This is a genomic window from Desulfuromusa kysingii, from assembly GCF_900107645.1.
Lineage (GTDB): Bacteria > Desulfobacterota > Desulfuromonadia > Desulfuromonadales > Geopsychrobacteraceae > Desulfuromusa > Desulfuromusa kysingii.
The window spans coordinates 1-16,549 of record NZ_FNQN01000007.1 but is presented as its reverse complement, the minus strand read 5'-3'; the positions used below and the strand labels follow the sequence as shown (position 1 = coordinate 16,549).

General features: G+C 47.7%; 15 protein-coding genes. 14 read left to right on the top strand and 1 reads right to left on the bottom strand.

The features are described 5' to 3' along the window. Positions 1-44 precede the first annotated feature (44 nt). From BLU87_RS11610 to BLU87_RS11575, 8 genes are all read left to right on the top strand, one after another. The gene (locus BLU87_RS11610) at positions 45-2,618 is read left to right on the top strand and encodes a circularly permuted type 2 ATP-grasp protein (RefSeq protein WP_245706473.1); all 2,574 of its coding nucleotides are present in this window, start codon (positions 45-47) and stop codon (positions 2,616-2,618) included. Next, positions 2,615-3,508, top strand: a complete 894-nt coding sequence (locus BLU87_RS11605) for a transglutaminase family protein (protein WP_092348568.1) — start codon at positions 2,615-2,617, stop codon at positions 3,506-3,508. Before BLU87_RS11610 ends, BLU87_RS11605 begins: the two co-directional genes overlap by 4 nt. A 53-nt stretch (positions 3,509-3,561) precedes the next feature. Continuing rightward, the gene (locus BLU87_RS11600; RefSeq protein WP_092348566.1) at positions 3,562-5,046 is read left to right on the top strand and encodes a circularly permuted type 2 ATP-grasp protein; all 1,485 of its coding nucleotides are present in this window, start codon (positions 3,562-3,564) and stop codon (positions 5,044-5,046) included. Continuing rightward, on the top strand, positions 5,046-6,029 hold the full coding sequence (locus BLU87_RS11595; protein WP_092348563.1) for an alpha-E domain-containing protein: 984 nt from the start codon (positions 5,046-5,048) through the stop codon (positions 6,027-6,029). Before BLU87_RS11600 ends, BLU87_RS11595 begins: the two co-directional genes overlap by 1 nt. A gap of 21 nt (positions 6,030-6,050) precedes the next feature. Continuing rightward, positions 6,051-6,848 carry a transglutaminase-like domain-containing protein gene (locus tag BLU87_RS11590; RefSeq protein ID WP_092348560.1) on the top strand — a complete coding sequence of 266 codons (798 nt, stop codon included), beginning with the start codon at positions 6,051-6,053 and terminating at the stop codon, positions 6,846-6,848. A 71-nt stretch (positions 6,849-6,919) separates the two neighbouring features. Then, positions 6,920-7,834: a glutaminase gene (locus BLU87_RS11585; protein ID WP_092348557.1), complete on the top strand. Its 915-nt coding sequence runs from the start codon at positions 6,920-6,922 to the stop codon at positions 7,832-7,834. Positions 7,835-7,907: 73 nt separating this feature from the next. Next, entirely contained in the window at positions 7,908-9,236 is a 1,329-nt protein-coding gene (gene glnA, locus BLU87_RS11580) for a type I glutamate--ammonia ligase (protein WP_092348554.1), read from the top strand. A 209-nt stretch (positions 9,237-9,445) separates the two neighbouring features. After that, positions 9,446-10,219, top strand: a complete 774-nt coding sequence (locus BLU87_RS11575; protein WP_092348551.1) for an enoyl-CoA hydratase/isomerase family protein — start codon at positions 9,446-9,448, stop codon at positions 10,217-10,219. Between the two features lie 78 nt (positions 10,220-10,297). On the opposite strand, the gene ilvA is transcribed toward BLU87_RS11575, so the two are convergent. After that, positions 10,298-11,806 (bottom strand): threonine ammonia-lyase, biosynthetic, encoded by a 1,509-nt coding sequence (ilvA, locus tag BLU87_RS11570; protein WP_092348548.1) that lies wholly within the window; start codon positions 11,804-11,806, stop codon positions 10,298-10,300. A 114-nt stretch (positions 11,807-11,920) separates the two neighbouring features. On the opposite strand from ilvA, the gene BLU87_RS11565 reads away from it, so the two are divergent. From BLU87_RS11565 to BLU87_RS11540, 6 genes are all read left to right on the top strand, one after another. Continuing rightward, positions 11,921-12,241, top strand: coding sequence for a putative signal transducing protein (locus tag BLU87_RS11565; RefSeq protein WP_092348545.1), 321 nt, complete (start codon positions 11,921-11,923; stop codon positions 12,239-12,241). A gap of 91 nt (positions 12,242-12,332) precedes the next feature. After that, a complete protein-coding gene (locus tag BLU87_RS11560; protein ID WP_092348542.1) occupies positions 12,333-12,575 on the top strand; it encodes a ferredoxin family protein in 243 nt (80 codons plus the stop codon). A gap of 43 nt (positions 12,576-12,618) precedes the next feature. Then, on the top strand, positions 12,619-13,140 hold the full coding sequence (gene dcd, locus BLU87_RS11555; protein ID WP_092348539.1) for a dCTP deaminase: 522 nt from the start codon (positions 12,619-12,621) through the stop codon (positions 13,138-13,140). Between the two features lie 146 nt (positions 13,141-13,286). Further along, a complete protein-coding gene (locus BLU87_RS11550) occupies positions 13,287-14,360 on the top strand; it encodes a PTS sugar transporter subunit IIC (protein WP_175498370.1) in 1,074 nt (357 codons plus the stop codon). Positions 14,361-14,566: 206 nt separating this feature from the next. Further along, positions 14,567-16,033, top strand: a complete 1,467-nt coding sequence (locus BLU87_RS11545; protein ID WP_092348536.1) for a CotH kinase family protein — start codon at positions 14,567-14,569, stop codon at positions 16,031-16,033. A gap of 238 nt (positions 16,034-16,271) precedes the next feature. Next, on the top strand, positions 16,272-16,549 hold a 278-nt coding region (locus BLU87_RS11540), incomplete at its 3' end, for a transposase (protein ID WP_175498369.1).

The following is a 16,549-nucleotide window of genomic DNA, read 5'->3' as shown; positions in this document are numbered from 1 at the left end:
TTTGATTTGCATGCCTGACCGGTTCAGGACAGTGGGATATAAGTGTGAGTATAAAGTTTGAACAGCGTCAAAGTCAGGGGATCGGCTCTCAAGCCTATGCAAGGGAACTGAGTCAAGATGGGGAAAGCTCCTCTCTTCAAGGAACGCTGCCACGGCATGAACAACAACTCATGCAAACGCTGCAAAAGCTGGGCACTAAAAAGTTAGCCAGTCGGCGCAAAGAAGCGCAACGACTATTGCGTGAAAATGGCGCAACTCATAATTTTTTTGGTCCCACGGATGATTCACACTCCTGGCAGTTTGATCCCATCCCTCTGGTGATCGGGAGTGAGGAATGGACGCGGGTTGAAGCGGGCCTTATTCAGCGGGCACAACTTCTAAATCTGATTCTTGCAGATGTTTATGGTCCACAGACACTGATCAAGAAGGGGCTGTTGCCGCCAGAATTGATTTATGCGCACAAAGGGTTCCTCTGGCCATGTGTCGGACTCCCAACGTCGGGTGGACGCCATATGAATCTCTATTCGGCCAACCTTGCTCAAGGAAAAGATGGCCGTTTCTGGGTGCTTGAGGATCATGCCCAACCGCCCTATGGTTCAGGTTACGCGGTTGAAAATAGGATCGTAATGACGCGAAGTTTTCCGCGCCTGTTTCAGGATTTCCAAGTCCACCGTTTGGCTATGTACTTTCGGGCTTTAAAGAATCAATTAAGTCTCTTGGCGCGCAATAATCAGGCTGATCCACGTATTGTGGTGCTGACCCCTGGCCCTGAACATCGACTCTATTTTGAACATGCTTATCTCGCTTCTTACCTTGGTTACCCCTTGGTTCAAGGGGGCGATCTGATCGTACGTGATGGGTGTGTCTGGTTGAAATCGGTGGGCGGACTGCGGCAGATTGATGTGCTGCTGCATCGACTTGAGGATGAACTCTGTGATCCTCTGGAACTGCGTGGTGATTCACTCTTCGGTGTCCCCGGATTGTTGGAAGTGGTGCGTCGTGGCAACGTTGTGACCGCCAATTCGATTGGCTGTGGGGTGATTAAAAATCCTGCATTGCTGGCATTTTTACCTGGAATTTCCAGGTATTTTCTCGGCGAAGAGTTGCTCTTGCCATCGGTCGCGACCTGGTGGTGTGGGCAACCACGGGAACGTAGGTTTGTTCTGGATAATATCAATGAGCTGATTATCAAGCCCATCTATCCGATTCCCGGCTTTCCTGAAATGATTCCGGGACGATTGGATAAAGGGCAAATCTGTGTGTGGAGAGATAGAATCCTCGCTAATCCCCATCTGTATGTGGGGCAAGAGATGTCCAGCTTATCGATGGTTCCGGCTTTCGTGACGGATAAGGTTGAGCAACGCCCCTGTGTTCTAAGCACCTATCTGACGGCTCATGAGCAATCCTATATTGCCATGTCCGGAGGGTTGTCACGTATTAACGAGAATGAAGGCAGCCTGTTGGTGGTCAAGGATGGTGGTTGGAGTAAGGATACCTGGGTGTTGACGCCAGAACTGGACAAGCAGGTGAATCTCTGGCTCGAAGCTCAACCGGATCAGTTCATCGAAGCGCGGACTAAATCTTTGCCGAGTCGTACGGCAGAAAACCTGTTCTGGGCCGGGCGTTATTCTGAACGATCCGAGGCTACGGCGCGGTTGTTCCGGTCGATTCTGGTCAAACTTAGAGAATATAAAGAGTTTCGTGACCCCGATGATCAGCTGGGCTTAAATAATTTGTTACAGGCCCTGACCCATGTCACTTCATCCTATCCTGGATTTGTCGGTGCCGGTGCAGAGACAAAACTGGCTGATCCCCGGGTGGAACTGATGTCTCTTGCCAGTGATAGTGGGCGATCGGGGAGCTTGCGTTCTTCGTTGCGGGGATTCGGTTATTCAGCTTATACGGTCCGGGATATCCTCCCTGAAGACGCCTGGCGGATTGTCGATAATATTCAGCAGAACTGGAATCCGAAGTTTTCAGTCAGCTTGATTGGAAGTGGACGGTTGCAAGAAAGTGTCAACCAGCTGCTACTGCAATTGTCAGCCTTCAGTGGTCTTAATAACGACAATATGGCCCGCGAAACCGACTGGCGGATGTTGAAAATCGGCCGCAGTTTGGAACGAGCGCTGGCACTTATCGCCTTATTACGGGCGACGTTGGTTCCTTATTACAAGCCATCAATGCAAGCGCAAATATTCGAAACGGTGCTTTCAACCTGTAACAGCCTTATCACTTATCGCCGCCGTTATCGCTCATTTATGCAATTACCGACGATCCTTGAGTTACTGTTGTTGGATGAAAATTATCCCCGGGCTCTGAAGTGCCAGTTGACCCAGCTCTCTCAGCTGGTGGTTGCGTTACCGCACGATCAACCCTCTGAACGGGCGCTGGACGATGAGAGGCTGATCAATGAGGCGTTGGCAGAGCTCAACACCATTGATCCAAAAAAACTTGCACAGTCTGCGGATGATGGTCAGAGCTATCCATTTTTGGATACTTTCCTCAGCGCGCAGAAAAAACAACTGGAAAAACTGTCAGAGACTCTGATCCAGCTCTATTTCAGTCCGTCTCAAGTTCCGCAACGGTTGGGTTCTGTGCAGCAGGAAAAAGCATCATGAATTTTCGTGTTAAACATGCGACTCAATATACTTACAGCGAACCGGTCTCACTCTGCCGGAACGAAGCCTGTTTGTTGATCCGGGAGACCCCGTGGCAACACTGTATCTCCAGTGAGTTACAGATTGATCCTGCCCCTTCGGATCTCCGTCAGCGGCTGGATCCGTTCGGTAACCGAATCAACCATTTTGCCATCCAGCATCCGCACAATAAGCTCGTTGTTACAGCACTCAGTGAGGTTTCGGTGTGTTCAAATCCAAATATTTTAGTTTCCGCAAACCAATTTTCTTGGGAGACAACAAAAGCACGATTGCATCGTGAATGGAGCGAAGAGGTCTTTGCAGCCCTGCCGTTTCTTTACGATTCACCTTTTGCACAGCGCTCTCCCCAGTTGGAGGCTTATGCGCGGACGTCGTTTCCGCCTGACCGTCCACTCGGAGAGGCTACATTTGATTTGATGCAACGCATTTATCATGAGTTTAAATATGATCCTGGCTTTAGCACAATTTCCACACCTCTCTCTAAGGTATTGTCAGAACGGCGTGGCGTCTGTCAGGATTTTGCCCATCTTGGAGTGGCCTGTTTACGGTCAATAGGACTGGCTGCTCGATACGTTAGTGGTTATATTGAGACTCTCCCACCGGCTGGACAAGAGCGGTTGGTGGGGGCCGATGCTTCACATGCATGGTTTTCTGTCTATGTTGCTGATCTCGGCTGGGTCGATTTTGATCCGACCAACAATAAACTCCTTTCAGATCAACATATCACCGTTGCCTGGGGACGAGACTTCTCCGATGTTTCCCCTTTGCGAGGTGTGGCACTCGGAGGTGGGAAACATAAAGTTTCTGTCTCCGTGGATGTCGCCCGGCAGCCCGCTGGTCTTGTTGGTTGACTAAGTTGAAGATAGCCTGATAGCCATAAAAACTATAAGGAAAGGATTCTCTGATGAAATTTGATGGTTACAACACCGAAGGGTTTTACGATGAGCTATTTGATCCCCAGGGGAAGCCCCGTTCGGGGGCTGATCTCCTCATTGAGAGGATCAACGCGTTGCCGGAGGCCGAGCTCCAAAGGCGTCAAAAAGCCGCAGAAAGTTCTCTTCTGAACCTTGGCATCACCTTCAATGTTTATGGTAACGATTCGCAAACAGAAAAGATCTTTCCTTTCGATATGGTGCCGCGCATCATTCAGGCAGAAGAGTGGCAAACCCTTGAGCCGGGATTAAAGCAGCGGATCAAAGCCCTGAACTGTTTTATTGATGATGTTTACAATGAACAGAAGATTCTCAAAGATAAGATTATCCCCGCCGATCTGGTCCTCTCAGCTGACGGTTTCCGTAAACCCTGTATTGGCCTGAAGCCCCCTGGTGGTATCTGGTGCCATATCACCGGCACCGATCTTGTCCGTGGCGGAGATGGGGAATTCTATGTCCTCGAGGATAATTTGCGTTGCCCTTCGGGGGTCTCCTATGTTTTGGAAAACCGTCTGTTGATGAAACGGATATTCCCGATGGTTTTTGATGCCTGCAGCGTCCAGCCGGTGAATGAATATCCGAACCGTTTGCTGGACATGCTCCAAGAAATTGCTCCGCTGGGTGTCCGCTCGCCAATGGTGGTGGTCTGGACTCCGGGAATGTATAATTCCGCCTATTTTGAACATAGCTTTTTGGCGCAGCAAATGGGGGTTCCGTTGGTTGAAGGGAGTGACTTGGTGGTCCATCGCGGTGAAGTGATGATGCGGACGACCAAAGGTCTGGAACGGGTGGATGTCATTTATCGGCGGATCGATGATGACTTTATGGATCCCAAGGTTTTCCGGTCAGATTCTATGCTCGGGGTTCCGGGATTAATGGAAGCTTACCGACGCGGGAAAGTTGCCTTGGCGAACGCTCCCGGTACTGGCGTTGCAGATGACAAAGCTGTATACGCCTACGTCCCTGATATTATTCGTTACTACCTTAACGAAGAGCCCATCATCAAGAACGTCAAGACCTTTGCCTGCTGGCGTGAAGATGAGCGTAAATATGTGTTAGAGAATTTGGATAAGTTGGTAGTGAAGGCGGTTAATGAATCCGGTGGTTACGGGATGCTGGTTGGCCCCCATTCTACAAAAGCAGAGCAGGAAGAGTTTGCCAAGCGGATCAAAGCTAGTCCGCGAACCTATATTGCCCAGCCGACACTTGATTTGTCGCGGGTTCCAGTGATGGTTGAGGATCACTTTGAAGGTCGCCATGTCGATTTACGCCCTTATATCCTTTATGGCAGCAGCGATATCTACGTCATGCCCGGGGGCTTGACCCGGGTGGCCTTGAAAAAGGGATCTCTGGTGGTCAATTCTTCGCAGGGTGGTGGGAGTAAAGATACTTGGGTCCTGAATGCTGAAGGGGGACGATCACCTGAATCACCTATGCCAAAAGAGGAGGGATTATAATGTTAAGTCGCGTTGCAAGCTCTATCTACTGGCTGAATCGTTACAGCGAACGGGCAGAAAATGTCGCTCGGTTTATTGATGCCAATTATCAGATGGCTCTGGATCTCCCCGAGAGTACCAGCAGCCAGTGGCAGCCTTTGATTAATACTACGGGAGATCATGAGTTATTTGAAAAACTCTATGGTGAGGTGACCCGGGAGAAGGCTATTGAGTTTCTGGTTTTTGATCGGAATAATCCCAATTCAATTCATTCTTGTGTGCGTGCTGCGCGCGAAAACGCCCGTTCTGTCCGCGAGTATATCAGCTCGGAGATGTGGGAACAGCTCAACACCTTTTATCTGATGATTAACAGTGCTGCTAAAGAAGATTCGCTGGACCTGCCACATCAGTTTTTTGCCGACATTATGACTGCAAGTCATACTTTTATCGGTATTACCGACTCCACTATGAATCATGGTGAAGGTTGGCACTTCGGTCGTTTGGGACGTTTGCTGGAGCGGGCAGACAAAACCCTGCGGATTCTTGACGTCAAATACTTTATCCTGCTCCCATCAGTCGATTATGTCGGTAGCCCGTACGACAATATCCTCTGGGGGGCTCTGCTCCGTTCAGGCAGTGCGTTTGAAATGTATCGTAAACGCCATGGTCGGATTGATCCGAAAAAAATTGTCGATTTCCTACTGCTAGATCTCCATTTTCCCCGTGCGGTTCACTACTGTCTGGATGCTGCTATGAGTTCCTTGCAGCATATTACCGGTGGCCGACGTGGCACTTATTCAAACAAGGCTGAACAGGTATTGGGTCGCCTCCTTGCCGACTTTGATTTTGCCTCTTTGGAAGAGATCTTCGAGCAGGGGTTACATGAGTATCTGGTTAAAACTGAGGCCGAAATTCTTGACGTTGGAATCTCGATCCGTGAAGTTTTTTTCACTCCGCAGATCGCTGATCATGATAGTGCCACGGTGATGAGAGCCCTCGAATAACAGAGAATAGGAATTGCAGAGATGCCATGGATTAAGGCTGGTTGCAGGCTTGATTTCTTTATGGAAACGGCTACCCCTCTAGTGCTGATGTTACGGCCACGGAGTAATGCGGAACAATGGGTCGCCCGGGAGTCCTATACTCTGAATCCCCATGTGACTGTCACCGAGTTTTCAGATACCTACGGTAATCTCTGTCAACGCTTAATCGCACCGTTGGGGGCTTTTTCTATCACCACATCGGCAGAAGTTAAGACCACCGATGTCATTATTGCGGGACCAGGGGCACCTCTGGTTGAGGTTCAGCGATTGCCCGAGCAGGCTCTTGTTTATCTGCTGCCGAGCCGTTACTGCGAATCCGACCGCTTTGGTGAGCTAGCCTGGGGCCTCGTTGCCGAGGTGCAGCCGGGTTACGATCAGGTGGCGACGATTGATTCGTGGATCCGGAACACCATCCGCTACACTCCAGGTTCAAGCAATGTCCCCATCTCAGCCAGTGAAGTCAATTCGAGAGGGGAAGGGGTCTGCCGCGATCTGGCTCATCTGGGAATCGCTTTATGCCGGAGTATCTGTATCCCAGCACGTTTAGTTGTCGGCTATCTTGTCGGTTTACAACCGATGGACCTACACGCCTGGTTTGAAGCGTTTGTCGGAGGTCGTTGGTATACGTTTGATCCAACCCAGAATCAACTCTGTAATGGCCGGATTGCGATTGCGTATGGTCGTGATGCTGCAGACGTCGCAATTTTTCATCAATTTGGTGCTGGCGATGTGTTAACCAATTTAGCGGTACAGGTTGAGTGGCTCCAGAACGCACCATGATTCAGCTTTTTGGATTTTTTGGAGTAAGGTTTTGATGCCAGTGACGGAGAGAGGATACAAGGGAGACGCATATGAATTATGCTGAGGCATTTTGTGAAGTTGAAACCGAACTGCAAACGATCAAAAACACCGGGAAGATTGCCACTTATATTCCCGAATTAAGTCATGTCGATCCACGTCAGTTTGGTGCCCATCTGACCACAATCAACAAGGAACACTATTCTCTTGGAGATTCTCAGACCAAGTTCTCAATTCAAAGTATTTTTAAAGTGTTGGCTTTGACATTGGCCCGTGGATTTGATGAAGATCATCTCTGGAACCGCGTCGGGGTGGAACCGTCGGGGTCACCATTTAATTCTCTGGTACAGTTAGAGTATGAGCAAGGAATCCCACGTAACCCGTTGATCAATGCTGGAGCGATGGTTGTTTGCGATGTTCTTCTCAATCATCTGCCCAATCCGCGGCAAGATTTTATCAAATTTGTCAGAGGTCTAGCGGGTGATACCGATATAGATTATTGCTCCAGAGTGGCTACCTCAGAAAGACTGACCGGGCATAAGAATGCGGCAATGATCAACCTGATTAAGTCTTATGGAAATATAACTCACGACATTGATAAGGTGTTAGATTTTTACTGTGACCTCTGCTCCATTGAGATGAGTTGTAAACAGTTGGCTCAAGCATTTTTATATCTGGCTACAGATGGGGTCAATCCTATCAATGGAGAGATGGTGATCAGTGCCAGAAAATCCAAGCGGATCAACGCAATTATGCAACTTTGTGGCTTCTATGACGAGGCTGGGGAGTTCGCTTTCAAGGTTGGCTTGCCGGGAAAAAGTGGGGTTGGAGGAGGAATTGTCGCGGTTCATCCCGATAAATACAGTATTGCTGTCTGGAGTCCGCCTCTGAATGCGAAGGGAAACTCTTTCATGGGGATGAAATTTCTCGAACTATTTACCACCCGAACAGAGTCCTCGATTTTTTGACTCTCATGGCTTTCAATAGAGTGAAATTGATAAAATCTTTTCCTTACCTCACCCATAACCAAGGAGCCCGGCTATGACACGCGATGACATCATGAAAATTATTGAAGAAAAAAACGTGAACTTTTTTCGTTTACAGTTTGTCGATATCTTCGGATTTATGAAGAATGTTGCTATCCCGCGTAGTCAGATTAAGAAAGCCCTTGATGGACAGATGATGTTTGATGGCTCTTCGATTGATGGGTTTGTCCGCATAAATGAGTCGGACATGTACTTGAAACCGGACTACAACAGTTTTTTGGTTCTCCCCTGGAGAAAAAGAGACGGAATCAATGCTGCGCGGATTATTTGTGATGTTTACAGAGCGGATGGGACACCGTTTATTGGTTGTCCGCGAGTCAATTTGAAGCGTGTTCTGGCCGAGGCTAAAGAGCTTGGTTATACGATGAACGTTGGAACGGAGTGCGAATTTTTTCTGTTCCAACAAGACGAACAAGGAAAAATGAAAATCGAAACCAATGATGTCGCGGGATATTTTGATGTCGACCCCGAAGATACCGGCATCGGTTGTCGACGTGAAATTATTGAAACCCTCGAAGCGATGAATTTCGAGATCGAAGCATCCCATCATGAAGTGGCTGAAGGACAGCACGAGATTAACTTCAAGTATGCCGATGCCCTGACCGCAGCCGATAACACTTTGACCTTTAAATGGGTGGTCCGCTCAATTGCCGCTAAACATGGCTTCCACGCTACTTTTATGCCCAAACCCGTTTTTGGTATCAACGGTTCCGGGATGCATACTAATCAGTCGTTGTTCTCCCTTGACGGGGAGAACGCCTTTTTCGATGAAAATGGCCCGCTCAAACTCAGTGAGACGGCTTATCATTATATCGCTGGTATTCTCAAAAATGCCCGGGGCTTTACTGCGGTTACGAACCCTTTGGTGAATTCTTATAAGCGGTTGGTGCCGGGCTATGAAGCGCCAGTTTATGTCGCCTGGTCAGCATCAAATCGCTCTGCTCTGGTGCGTATTCCCGCATCTCGTGGTCTTGGGACCAGAACCGAGATACGCAGTCCAGATCCTTCATGCAATCCTTATCTTGCTTTAGCCATGATGCTACAAGCAGGGCTTGACGGGGTGAAAAACAAGTTGGTTGCTCCAGAATCGGTCAATGTAGATATTTTCCATATGACCCCCGCAGAAAAGCAGACTGCCGGTATTGACAGTCTTCCCGGTAGTTTGGAAGAAGCCCTTGTCGCACTCAAACAGAGCCCGATCTCTAAAGAAGCACTGGGTGAGCACATTTTAAATAAATACATCGAGGGGAAGACGCAGGAATGGAATTCCTATCGGACCGCCGTAACTGACTGGGAAACCAATAATTATATTAAGAAGTACTGATTTTTCTCCCTTGATCTTATCTCCATCGCCCACGATTGTTAACTCGTGGGCGATTTTTGTTTCAGGCTGAAATTGGCGCAGCTGTGCAGCGCAAAAATCAATACCGAGATCTCCTTTCAAGAAAAAATTATAAATAATTGTTTCCTCAATCAGAAGGGTGAATTAAACTAAGGAAACAACGTTCTATTTTTCTAGTGGAGGAATTAACGATGGCAGAGCTGATTTTAACCCGCAAAGAGAACCGTATCGGATTTATTACCTTAAATCGACCGGAGGCAATGAACACCTTTATCCCTGAGTTTGCTGATCAACTCGATCAGGCTCTCTGGGCAATGGAGAAAGATGATGATGTTAGAGTCATTGTCATTAATGCTGCAGGCAAGAACTTCTGTACCGGAATATCTCTGGACCAATTCAAAAACAAGACCCATCAGCAATACCGGAAATTTTTATATGGGATTGATGCCTTTTACCACACGCTGGACATGTTGAATAAACCGACTATTGCCTCAGTGCAGGGGTTTGCCTTGGCGAACGGGGCAGGTCTTTCGTTCGCTTGTGATCTGACTGTTGCCGCAGAATCCGCCACCTTTGGGACGACTGCCATTAATGTCGGGTTGATTTGTCTGGGGCCTGCCGCACCGATGGCAAAGATTATTGGCAAAAAGAAGACGATGGAGATGGTTTTAACCGGGGACATGATTGGTGCAGCAGAAGCTGAGCGGCTTGGTCTCGTCAACAAGGTGGTTGCGGATGCGGATCTGACGGCTGAGACCCTCAAACTGGCAGAAAAACTGGTTTCTAAGAGCCCGATTGCTTTGCGTATCGGTAAAGAAGGGCTGAAGCGGCTTCAAGATGTTCCATATCATCAAGGGTTGGATAGTATGGATGATCTATTTGCAACCCTGTGTGCGACCAAAGATGCAGAAGAAGGGGTACAGGCTTTTCTGGATAAACGCAAACCTGATTGGAAGGAATGTTAAAAATATCTGTATTTTTAAAGAACTGATTTTCCCGAAAAGCCCCCGTTTTCATTTGCGAAATCGGGGGCTTTTTTGAGATTACAAAAACAGCTTGTAGGCTGAATCATCGGTCTCCTCAATGTAGTGATATCCAAGATTGTCGAGGAATGACTTGAGTTTCTTCTCATTCTTGTCTGGAATCTCCAGACCGATCAGGACGCGCCCAAACTCTCCACCTTGGCTGCGGTAGTGAAAGAGAGAGATATTCCAGTCTTCCCCCATATCAGCTAAAAACCGGATCAGCGCTCCGGGACGTTCCGGGAACCAGAAGCGGAAAAGCCGTTCGCGGGTTGCTTCAGCAGAGCGACCTCCAATCATATAGCGGAGGTGGGTTTTTGCCAGTTCGTTATTGCTCAGATCAATGGTTTTGTAACCGGCCTTATTCAACCGGTTGGCAAAATTATTGCGAATATCTCCGTTACCGATTGATACCCCGATAAAAAGTTGCGCCTGGGTCCGATCGGATAAGCGGTAATTGAATTCGGTGATATTGGTTTTATTGAGGATATGTTGACAGAAATAGCGTAATGCGCCCGGTTCTTCAGGGATGGTAACGGCAAATAATGATTCGCTCCCTTCGCCGGCTTGTGTCCGTTCGGAGACATAACGCAAACGTTCAAAGTTCATATTTGCGCCGGAATTAATCGTGACTAAGGTTTGTCCTGTCACCTTGTATTTCTGTATATATTGTTTTAAGCCCGCCATGCCCAAGGCCCCGGCTGGTTCAACGATCGATCGAGTTGCCTGATAGATCGTCTTGATAGCGCTACAAAGTTCATCGGTATTAACGCGGATGATTTCATCCACATGTTGACGGCATAAATCAAAAGTGAGTTTGCCAACCTGTTGCACTGCGACCCCGTCAGCAAAAATACCAACGGATGGTAAGATGACCCGTTTGTTAGCTTGTAACGATTGATACATGGCATCACTGTCATTTGGTTCTACCCCGATGACTTTAACTTGTGGCGACAAGGCTTTTAAGTAAGCGCCAATGCCCGAAATGAGGCCACCACCTCCAACCGGAACAAAGACTGCGTCAAGTTTTCCAGAGCTCTGCCGCAATAATTCGTCTGCGACGGTCCCTTGGCCAGCAATCACCAGCTTGTCATCAAAAGGGTGAATATAGGTCATGCCTGTTTCCGCGAGAATCGCTTTACAACGTTCGGCTGCTTCTGAATAGTTGTCTCCATGAAGCACAATTTTTGCACCGAAAGCCTTCACAGCGTCAATTTTGATCTGCGGTGTTGTTGCCGGCATCACAATCAAAGCTTTTAGACCGAGCTTTTGAGCTGAGAAAGCGACCCCTTGGGCGTGATTTCCCGCAGAAGCGGCAATGACCCCTTTATTCTTTTCTGCTTCTGAGAGTTGGGCAATCTTGTTGTAAGCTCCCCGTAATTTGAAGGAAAAAACCGGCTGGAGGTCCTCACGTTTGAGGAACACTCGGTTCTTAAGTTCGGTGGATAAGTTAACGGCCTCTTCAAGCGGGGTTTCAATTGCGGCTTCATAAACTTTGGACGTGAGGATGTGGCGAATCATCTCTTGCATAATAATAGATTTCATTCCTTGTTATTAACGAGAAAAATAAGCGCTAAAACTCCGCTTATTGGTTAAAAAATAACTTTACTTTGATGCCTGCCAATAAATGATATACTTCCTGTCATGAAAAAGCTGCATGTTTTTAACTACTGGGATCGTTCGCAGGCGTCGCTGATTCAAGAAATCCTGGCTAACGAAGGGATTCAGTGCATCCTCAAAAATGATCAATTGTCTTCTGCTTTGGGGGAGATCCCTTTTATTGAATGTCAACCAGAGCTCTGGGTGATTGATGATGAGGTCTTTCCGCGAGCACAAATGTTTTTACAATCCTGGCTACAGAATGATATCACTCCTGGTGATTCTTGGATATGCCCTGCCTGTGGAGAACGTTGTGATGCCCAGTTTGGAGCCTGTTGGGCCTGTGGGGTTTTACGTGAGGAATGATTTGACCTTGTCATGGCGTTCATCCCGCAGAGCTTTTTTCTGCCCCACTTCTTGACCAGACGTTGTCCATTTTATTAGGATATAGCGAACCTTGATTTTTTTACTCTCATTCCTTAAAGGTTTTTTTATGCGGATTATTGTTGACCAGACTCTCTGTTGCGGTCACGCAGCATGTGTCAAAATCTGTCCAGAAAATGCAATCAGTCTCATTGCCGGTAAAGCGACTATCGATGCCTCCAAATGTACTGTTGATGGTCTTTGCATCCCTGCTTGTCCCCATGGTGCTATCGAGTATGACGATGATTATGCCGGTGGTGTCGGTTGTGGTTTTTAATTTGAATTCCCCCTTGTAGTTTTTAAAAGACTGGATTTTTGGCATGATACTCTCTGGTAAAGAAATAGAAAATCGCATTGGTGGCGATATTGTCATTGATCCCTACGATAAAAACCGCATCAATCCCAACAGTTATAATCTCTCTTTGCATGACGAACTGATTATTTACAGTGAACCTTTGCTGGATATGAAGCGAGACAACCCCTACCAAAAAATCCAGATACCAAAGGAAGGTTTGGTGCTAGAGCCAAATCGTCTCTACCTTGGCAGAACTGTCGAGTTTACAGAGACAAAAGGGTTGGTTCCCATGCTGGAAGGTCGGTCTTCTATTGGGCGTTTAGGCCTTTTTGTTCATGTGACAGCTGGATTTGGTGATGTCGGCTTTAGAGGTTTCTGGACCCTGGAAATTTTTTGTGTCCAACCTATTCGTATCTATGCCGGAGTTGAGATTTGCCAGATCTATTACCACAGCATCGAAGGGGACTATGAAAACTATACCTGCGGTAAATATCAGGGCAATCTGGGGATTCAGACCAGTCTATTATTTAAAGATTATGAAGCTTGAATTTTATAGAATTGTTGTTCAGGAAGACGTTTTTACAAGAGAGAAATGATAGCCTGACCTCTTGATGGCTCAATCGGTTTGTTGAGTCCAGTTAGATTGTTGATACAGTTTTCCATCGTTTTTGCTCAAGGGGGTCGGACGGTTATATGTCACAGGTAAGTTTGTTTCGGCGGTTTATCAATCGCTATTTAATTGACGGGCTGAGCGGAATGGCCCTTGGTCTGTTCTCAACCCTCATTGTTGGTCTCATCATTAAACAGATCGGGGCGGGGATTGGCGGCTCTCTTGGTACCATGTTACTGCAGATCGGTAGCATCGCTCTGGTCACAACTGGAGCAGGCATTGGAGTGGGGGTCGCTCACAAACTTAAAGCCCCCAGTCTGATCGTCTACGCTTCGGCGGTGACGGGAATGTTTGGAGCCTATGCGGGCAAGATTCTTAGTGGCAGCGTTCTGCTGGGGCCCGCTGTACATCTGGTGGGACCCGGCGAGCCACTGGGGGCGTTTATCGCCACTTTGGTCGGTATTGAGATGGGGCGGTTGATCTTTGGCAGGACTCCCCTCGATATTGTCATTACGCCTATGGTCACTCTGATCAGTGGTGGGCTGGTGGCTATCTATATTGGCCCGGCGATCGCAACCTTTATGACCTATCTGGGGGATATTATCCTGTTTGCCACCCAGCAGCGCCCCTTGAGTATGGGCATTATTGTCTCGGTATTTATGGGAATCTTTCTCACTCTGCCGATCAGTTCGGCCGCTATTTCTATTATTTTAGGGCTCAAAGGGTTGGCGGCAGGAGCCGCAACCGCTGGCTGTGCTGCACAGATGGTGGGTTTTGCTGTCGCCAGTTACCGCGAAAACAAGCTCAATGGATTGCTAGCTCAAGGGCTGGGAACCTCCATGCTGCAGATGCCAAATATTGTCAGAAATCCACGCATATGGATCCCTGCTATCGTCGCCAGTGCTATCACTGGACCGATTGCCACCGTGCTCTTTGGGATGGAAAATAACCCTAGCGGAGGCGGAATGGGCACCGCTGGCCTCGTCGGTCAAATTATGACTTGGAACACCATGATTACCTCAGCGAACCCAGGGATTCTTGTTGTCAAAATTGCCCTTATCCATTTTCTTTTGCCGGCGCTAATCGCTTTTGCCGTCTCCGAGTGGTTACGCCGCATTGGCTGGATAAAGTATGGTGATATGAAGTTAGACCAGTGACAACATACGGGGCAGCTCCTGCATATTCTCATATAGACTATGAAGGCAAGATTAGTGTTAAGTCCACAAGTATGCTCTGTTCAATCTCCTTATTATTTGCACATTTCAAGTACAGTTTCTGCACATTTGCCCTATAGAGTTTCGATAAGCGTCATTGCGCACCTAATTAATTTTAGGGGAAACTTATCAAACTCTTGGAGGCATCTATGTTCAATCTACACCTGTTTCACAGTATGAAGCCGTTTACTCATGCGCTGCGCTATCCTGTCCTTCTCATGATATTTTGTTCGCTGGTGTTGCTCTGTGGATGCGGAAGCAGTGATAGCGATAGCACCGTGGATGATGACGTAACGACAACTGTTGAGACCGATGATAGTGATTTTGAGACCCCTGATTGGACCGATGCTACCCATAGCAAAGGAGCCGATCCCGATTTTGCGGAGGTATTTAACGTGGGTGTCGCTGCGGAAGATGTTGAGGTTAAGCGTTTAGATTTTGTCGTCACCTCAGCACGCTGGCAGAGTATGCTCGACGATATGACTACAAAGTATGGAACCTTCGGCCAACACTCAACGAGCGTGCAAGATACGGATGAGGATCCGATTTTTGTCCCCGCTGATATCTATTATAACGATATCCAGTGGTATCGGGTGGGCATCCGCTTCAAGGGCAACTCTTCGCTACAGACAAGCTGGCAACAGGGCATTCTTAAGCTGCCTTTCAAGCTGGATTTTGATGAATTTGAAGATGATTATCCCCAAATCGACAACCAACGTTTTTATGGCTTCAAAAAATTAAGCTTAAAAAACAACTATAATGACGAGTCTTTGATGCGCGAGCAGGTGGCTGCTGATGTATTCAGAGATGCCGGAGTCGCGGTGTCGCATACGGCCTTCTATGCTCTGTATATAGATCACGGCGATGGCCCCGAATATTTTGGTCTTTACACTCTAGTTGAAGAGGTGGACGACACCGTTATCGATACACAATTTACCAGTGACAAGGGTAATCTGTATAAACCTGAAGATGGCGCGGCAACCTTTGTCGAGGATGAGTACGACAGCATTGCCGAATATTTTGAGAAGAAAACTAACGAAGACGATGAGGACTGGTCTGACATCGAGGATATGTTTATCGCCTTGCATGACGATACTAGTTCTGCGGCAACTTGGCGGGCCAATCTTGAAGCTACTTTCGATGTTGACGCTTTCCTCAAATATCTGGCGGTCAACGGTATCATTCAAAACTGGGATACCTATGGGTTAATGGCGCACAACTACTATCTCTACAACGATCCCGACACAGCTAAACTGGTCTGGATTCCTTGGGACAATAACGAAGCTCTGCAGGATGGCAATATGGGCGGTGCCCTAGATCTTGATTTCGCTAACCTTAACTCCGCTAGTTGGCCGCTTATTGCACAATTGTATGCGGATGATGTCTATAGAGAGCGCTACGATGGGTATCTGCAAGATGTCATTGATGATGCGTTTGCAACCGCTAAAATTCAAGCGACCTATGATTACTATGCTGAGCTGATAGAGGACTATGCAATTGCGGAACGGACTGGATATAGCTTTTTAGAGAGTACCAGTGATTTTTACAACGCTATTAACATACTCAAAGCGCATGCGCACAGTCGGGCTAGTGCGGTTAGCGCTTATCTCGATTAGATACGGCAGCTATCCCTCGGTATCACCGGGGGATAGCTGCAGCTAAATATGGCTTCGAGAGCACTAGCTATTTTCTATTTTCTGCAGATCCTGCTGGCGCATAAACTCCTCAAGCTCACCAGACGAGAAATTCCGGGGACATAATACCAATTTAAAGAACTTGCAATGGAAAAATGAATTCGTTAGGCTGATAGCCACTAACCAATAACATGGATGACACCGATCCGGAGGGGGATTGATGGCACGTTTTGCTCGTCTGGTTATTCTTACCTATCCACATCACATCACTCAACGTGGTGTCCGCTCTATGGACATCTTTTCTGACGATCAAGACCGACTCACTTATTTGCAAGTGATGGCCGAGCATGCTGAACTCTCAGGCGTGACCTTCCTGGCCTGGTGTCTGATGACCAACCATGTTCACCTCATTGCTGTCCCTGAAAACGAAAATTCTCTGGCACGCTCCATCGGAGAAGCTCACCGCCGTTACACACGTATGAAAAATTTCACAGAAGG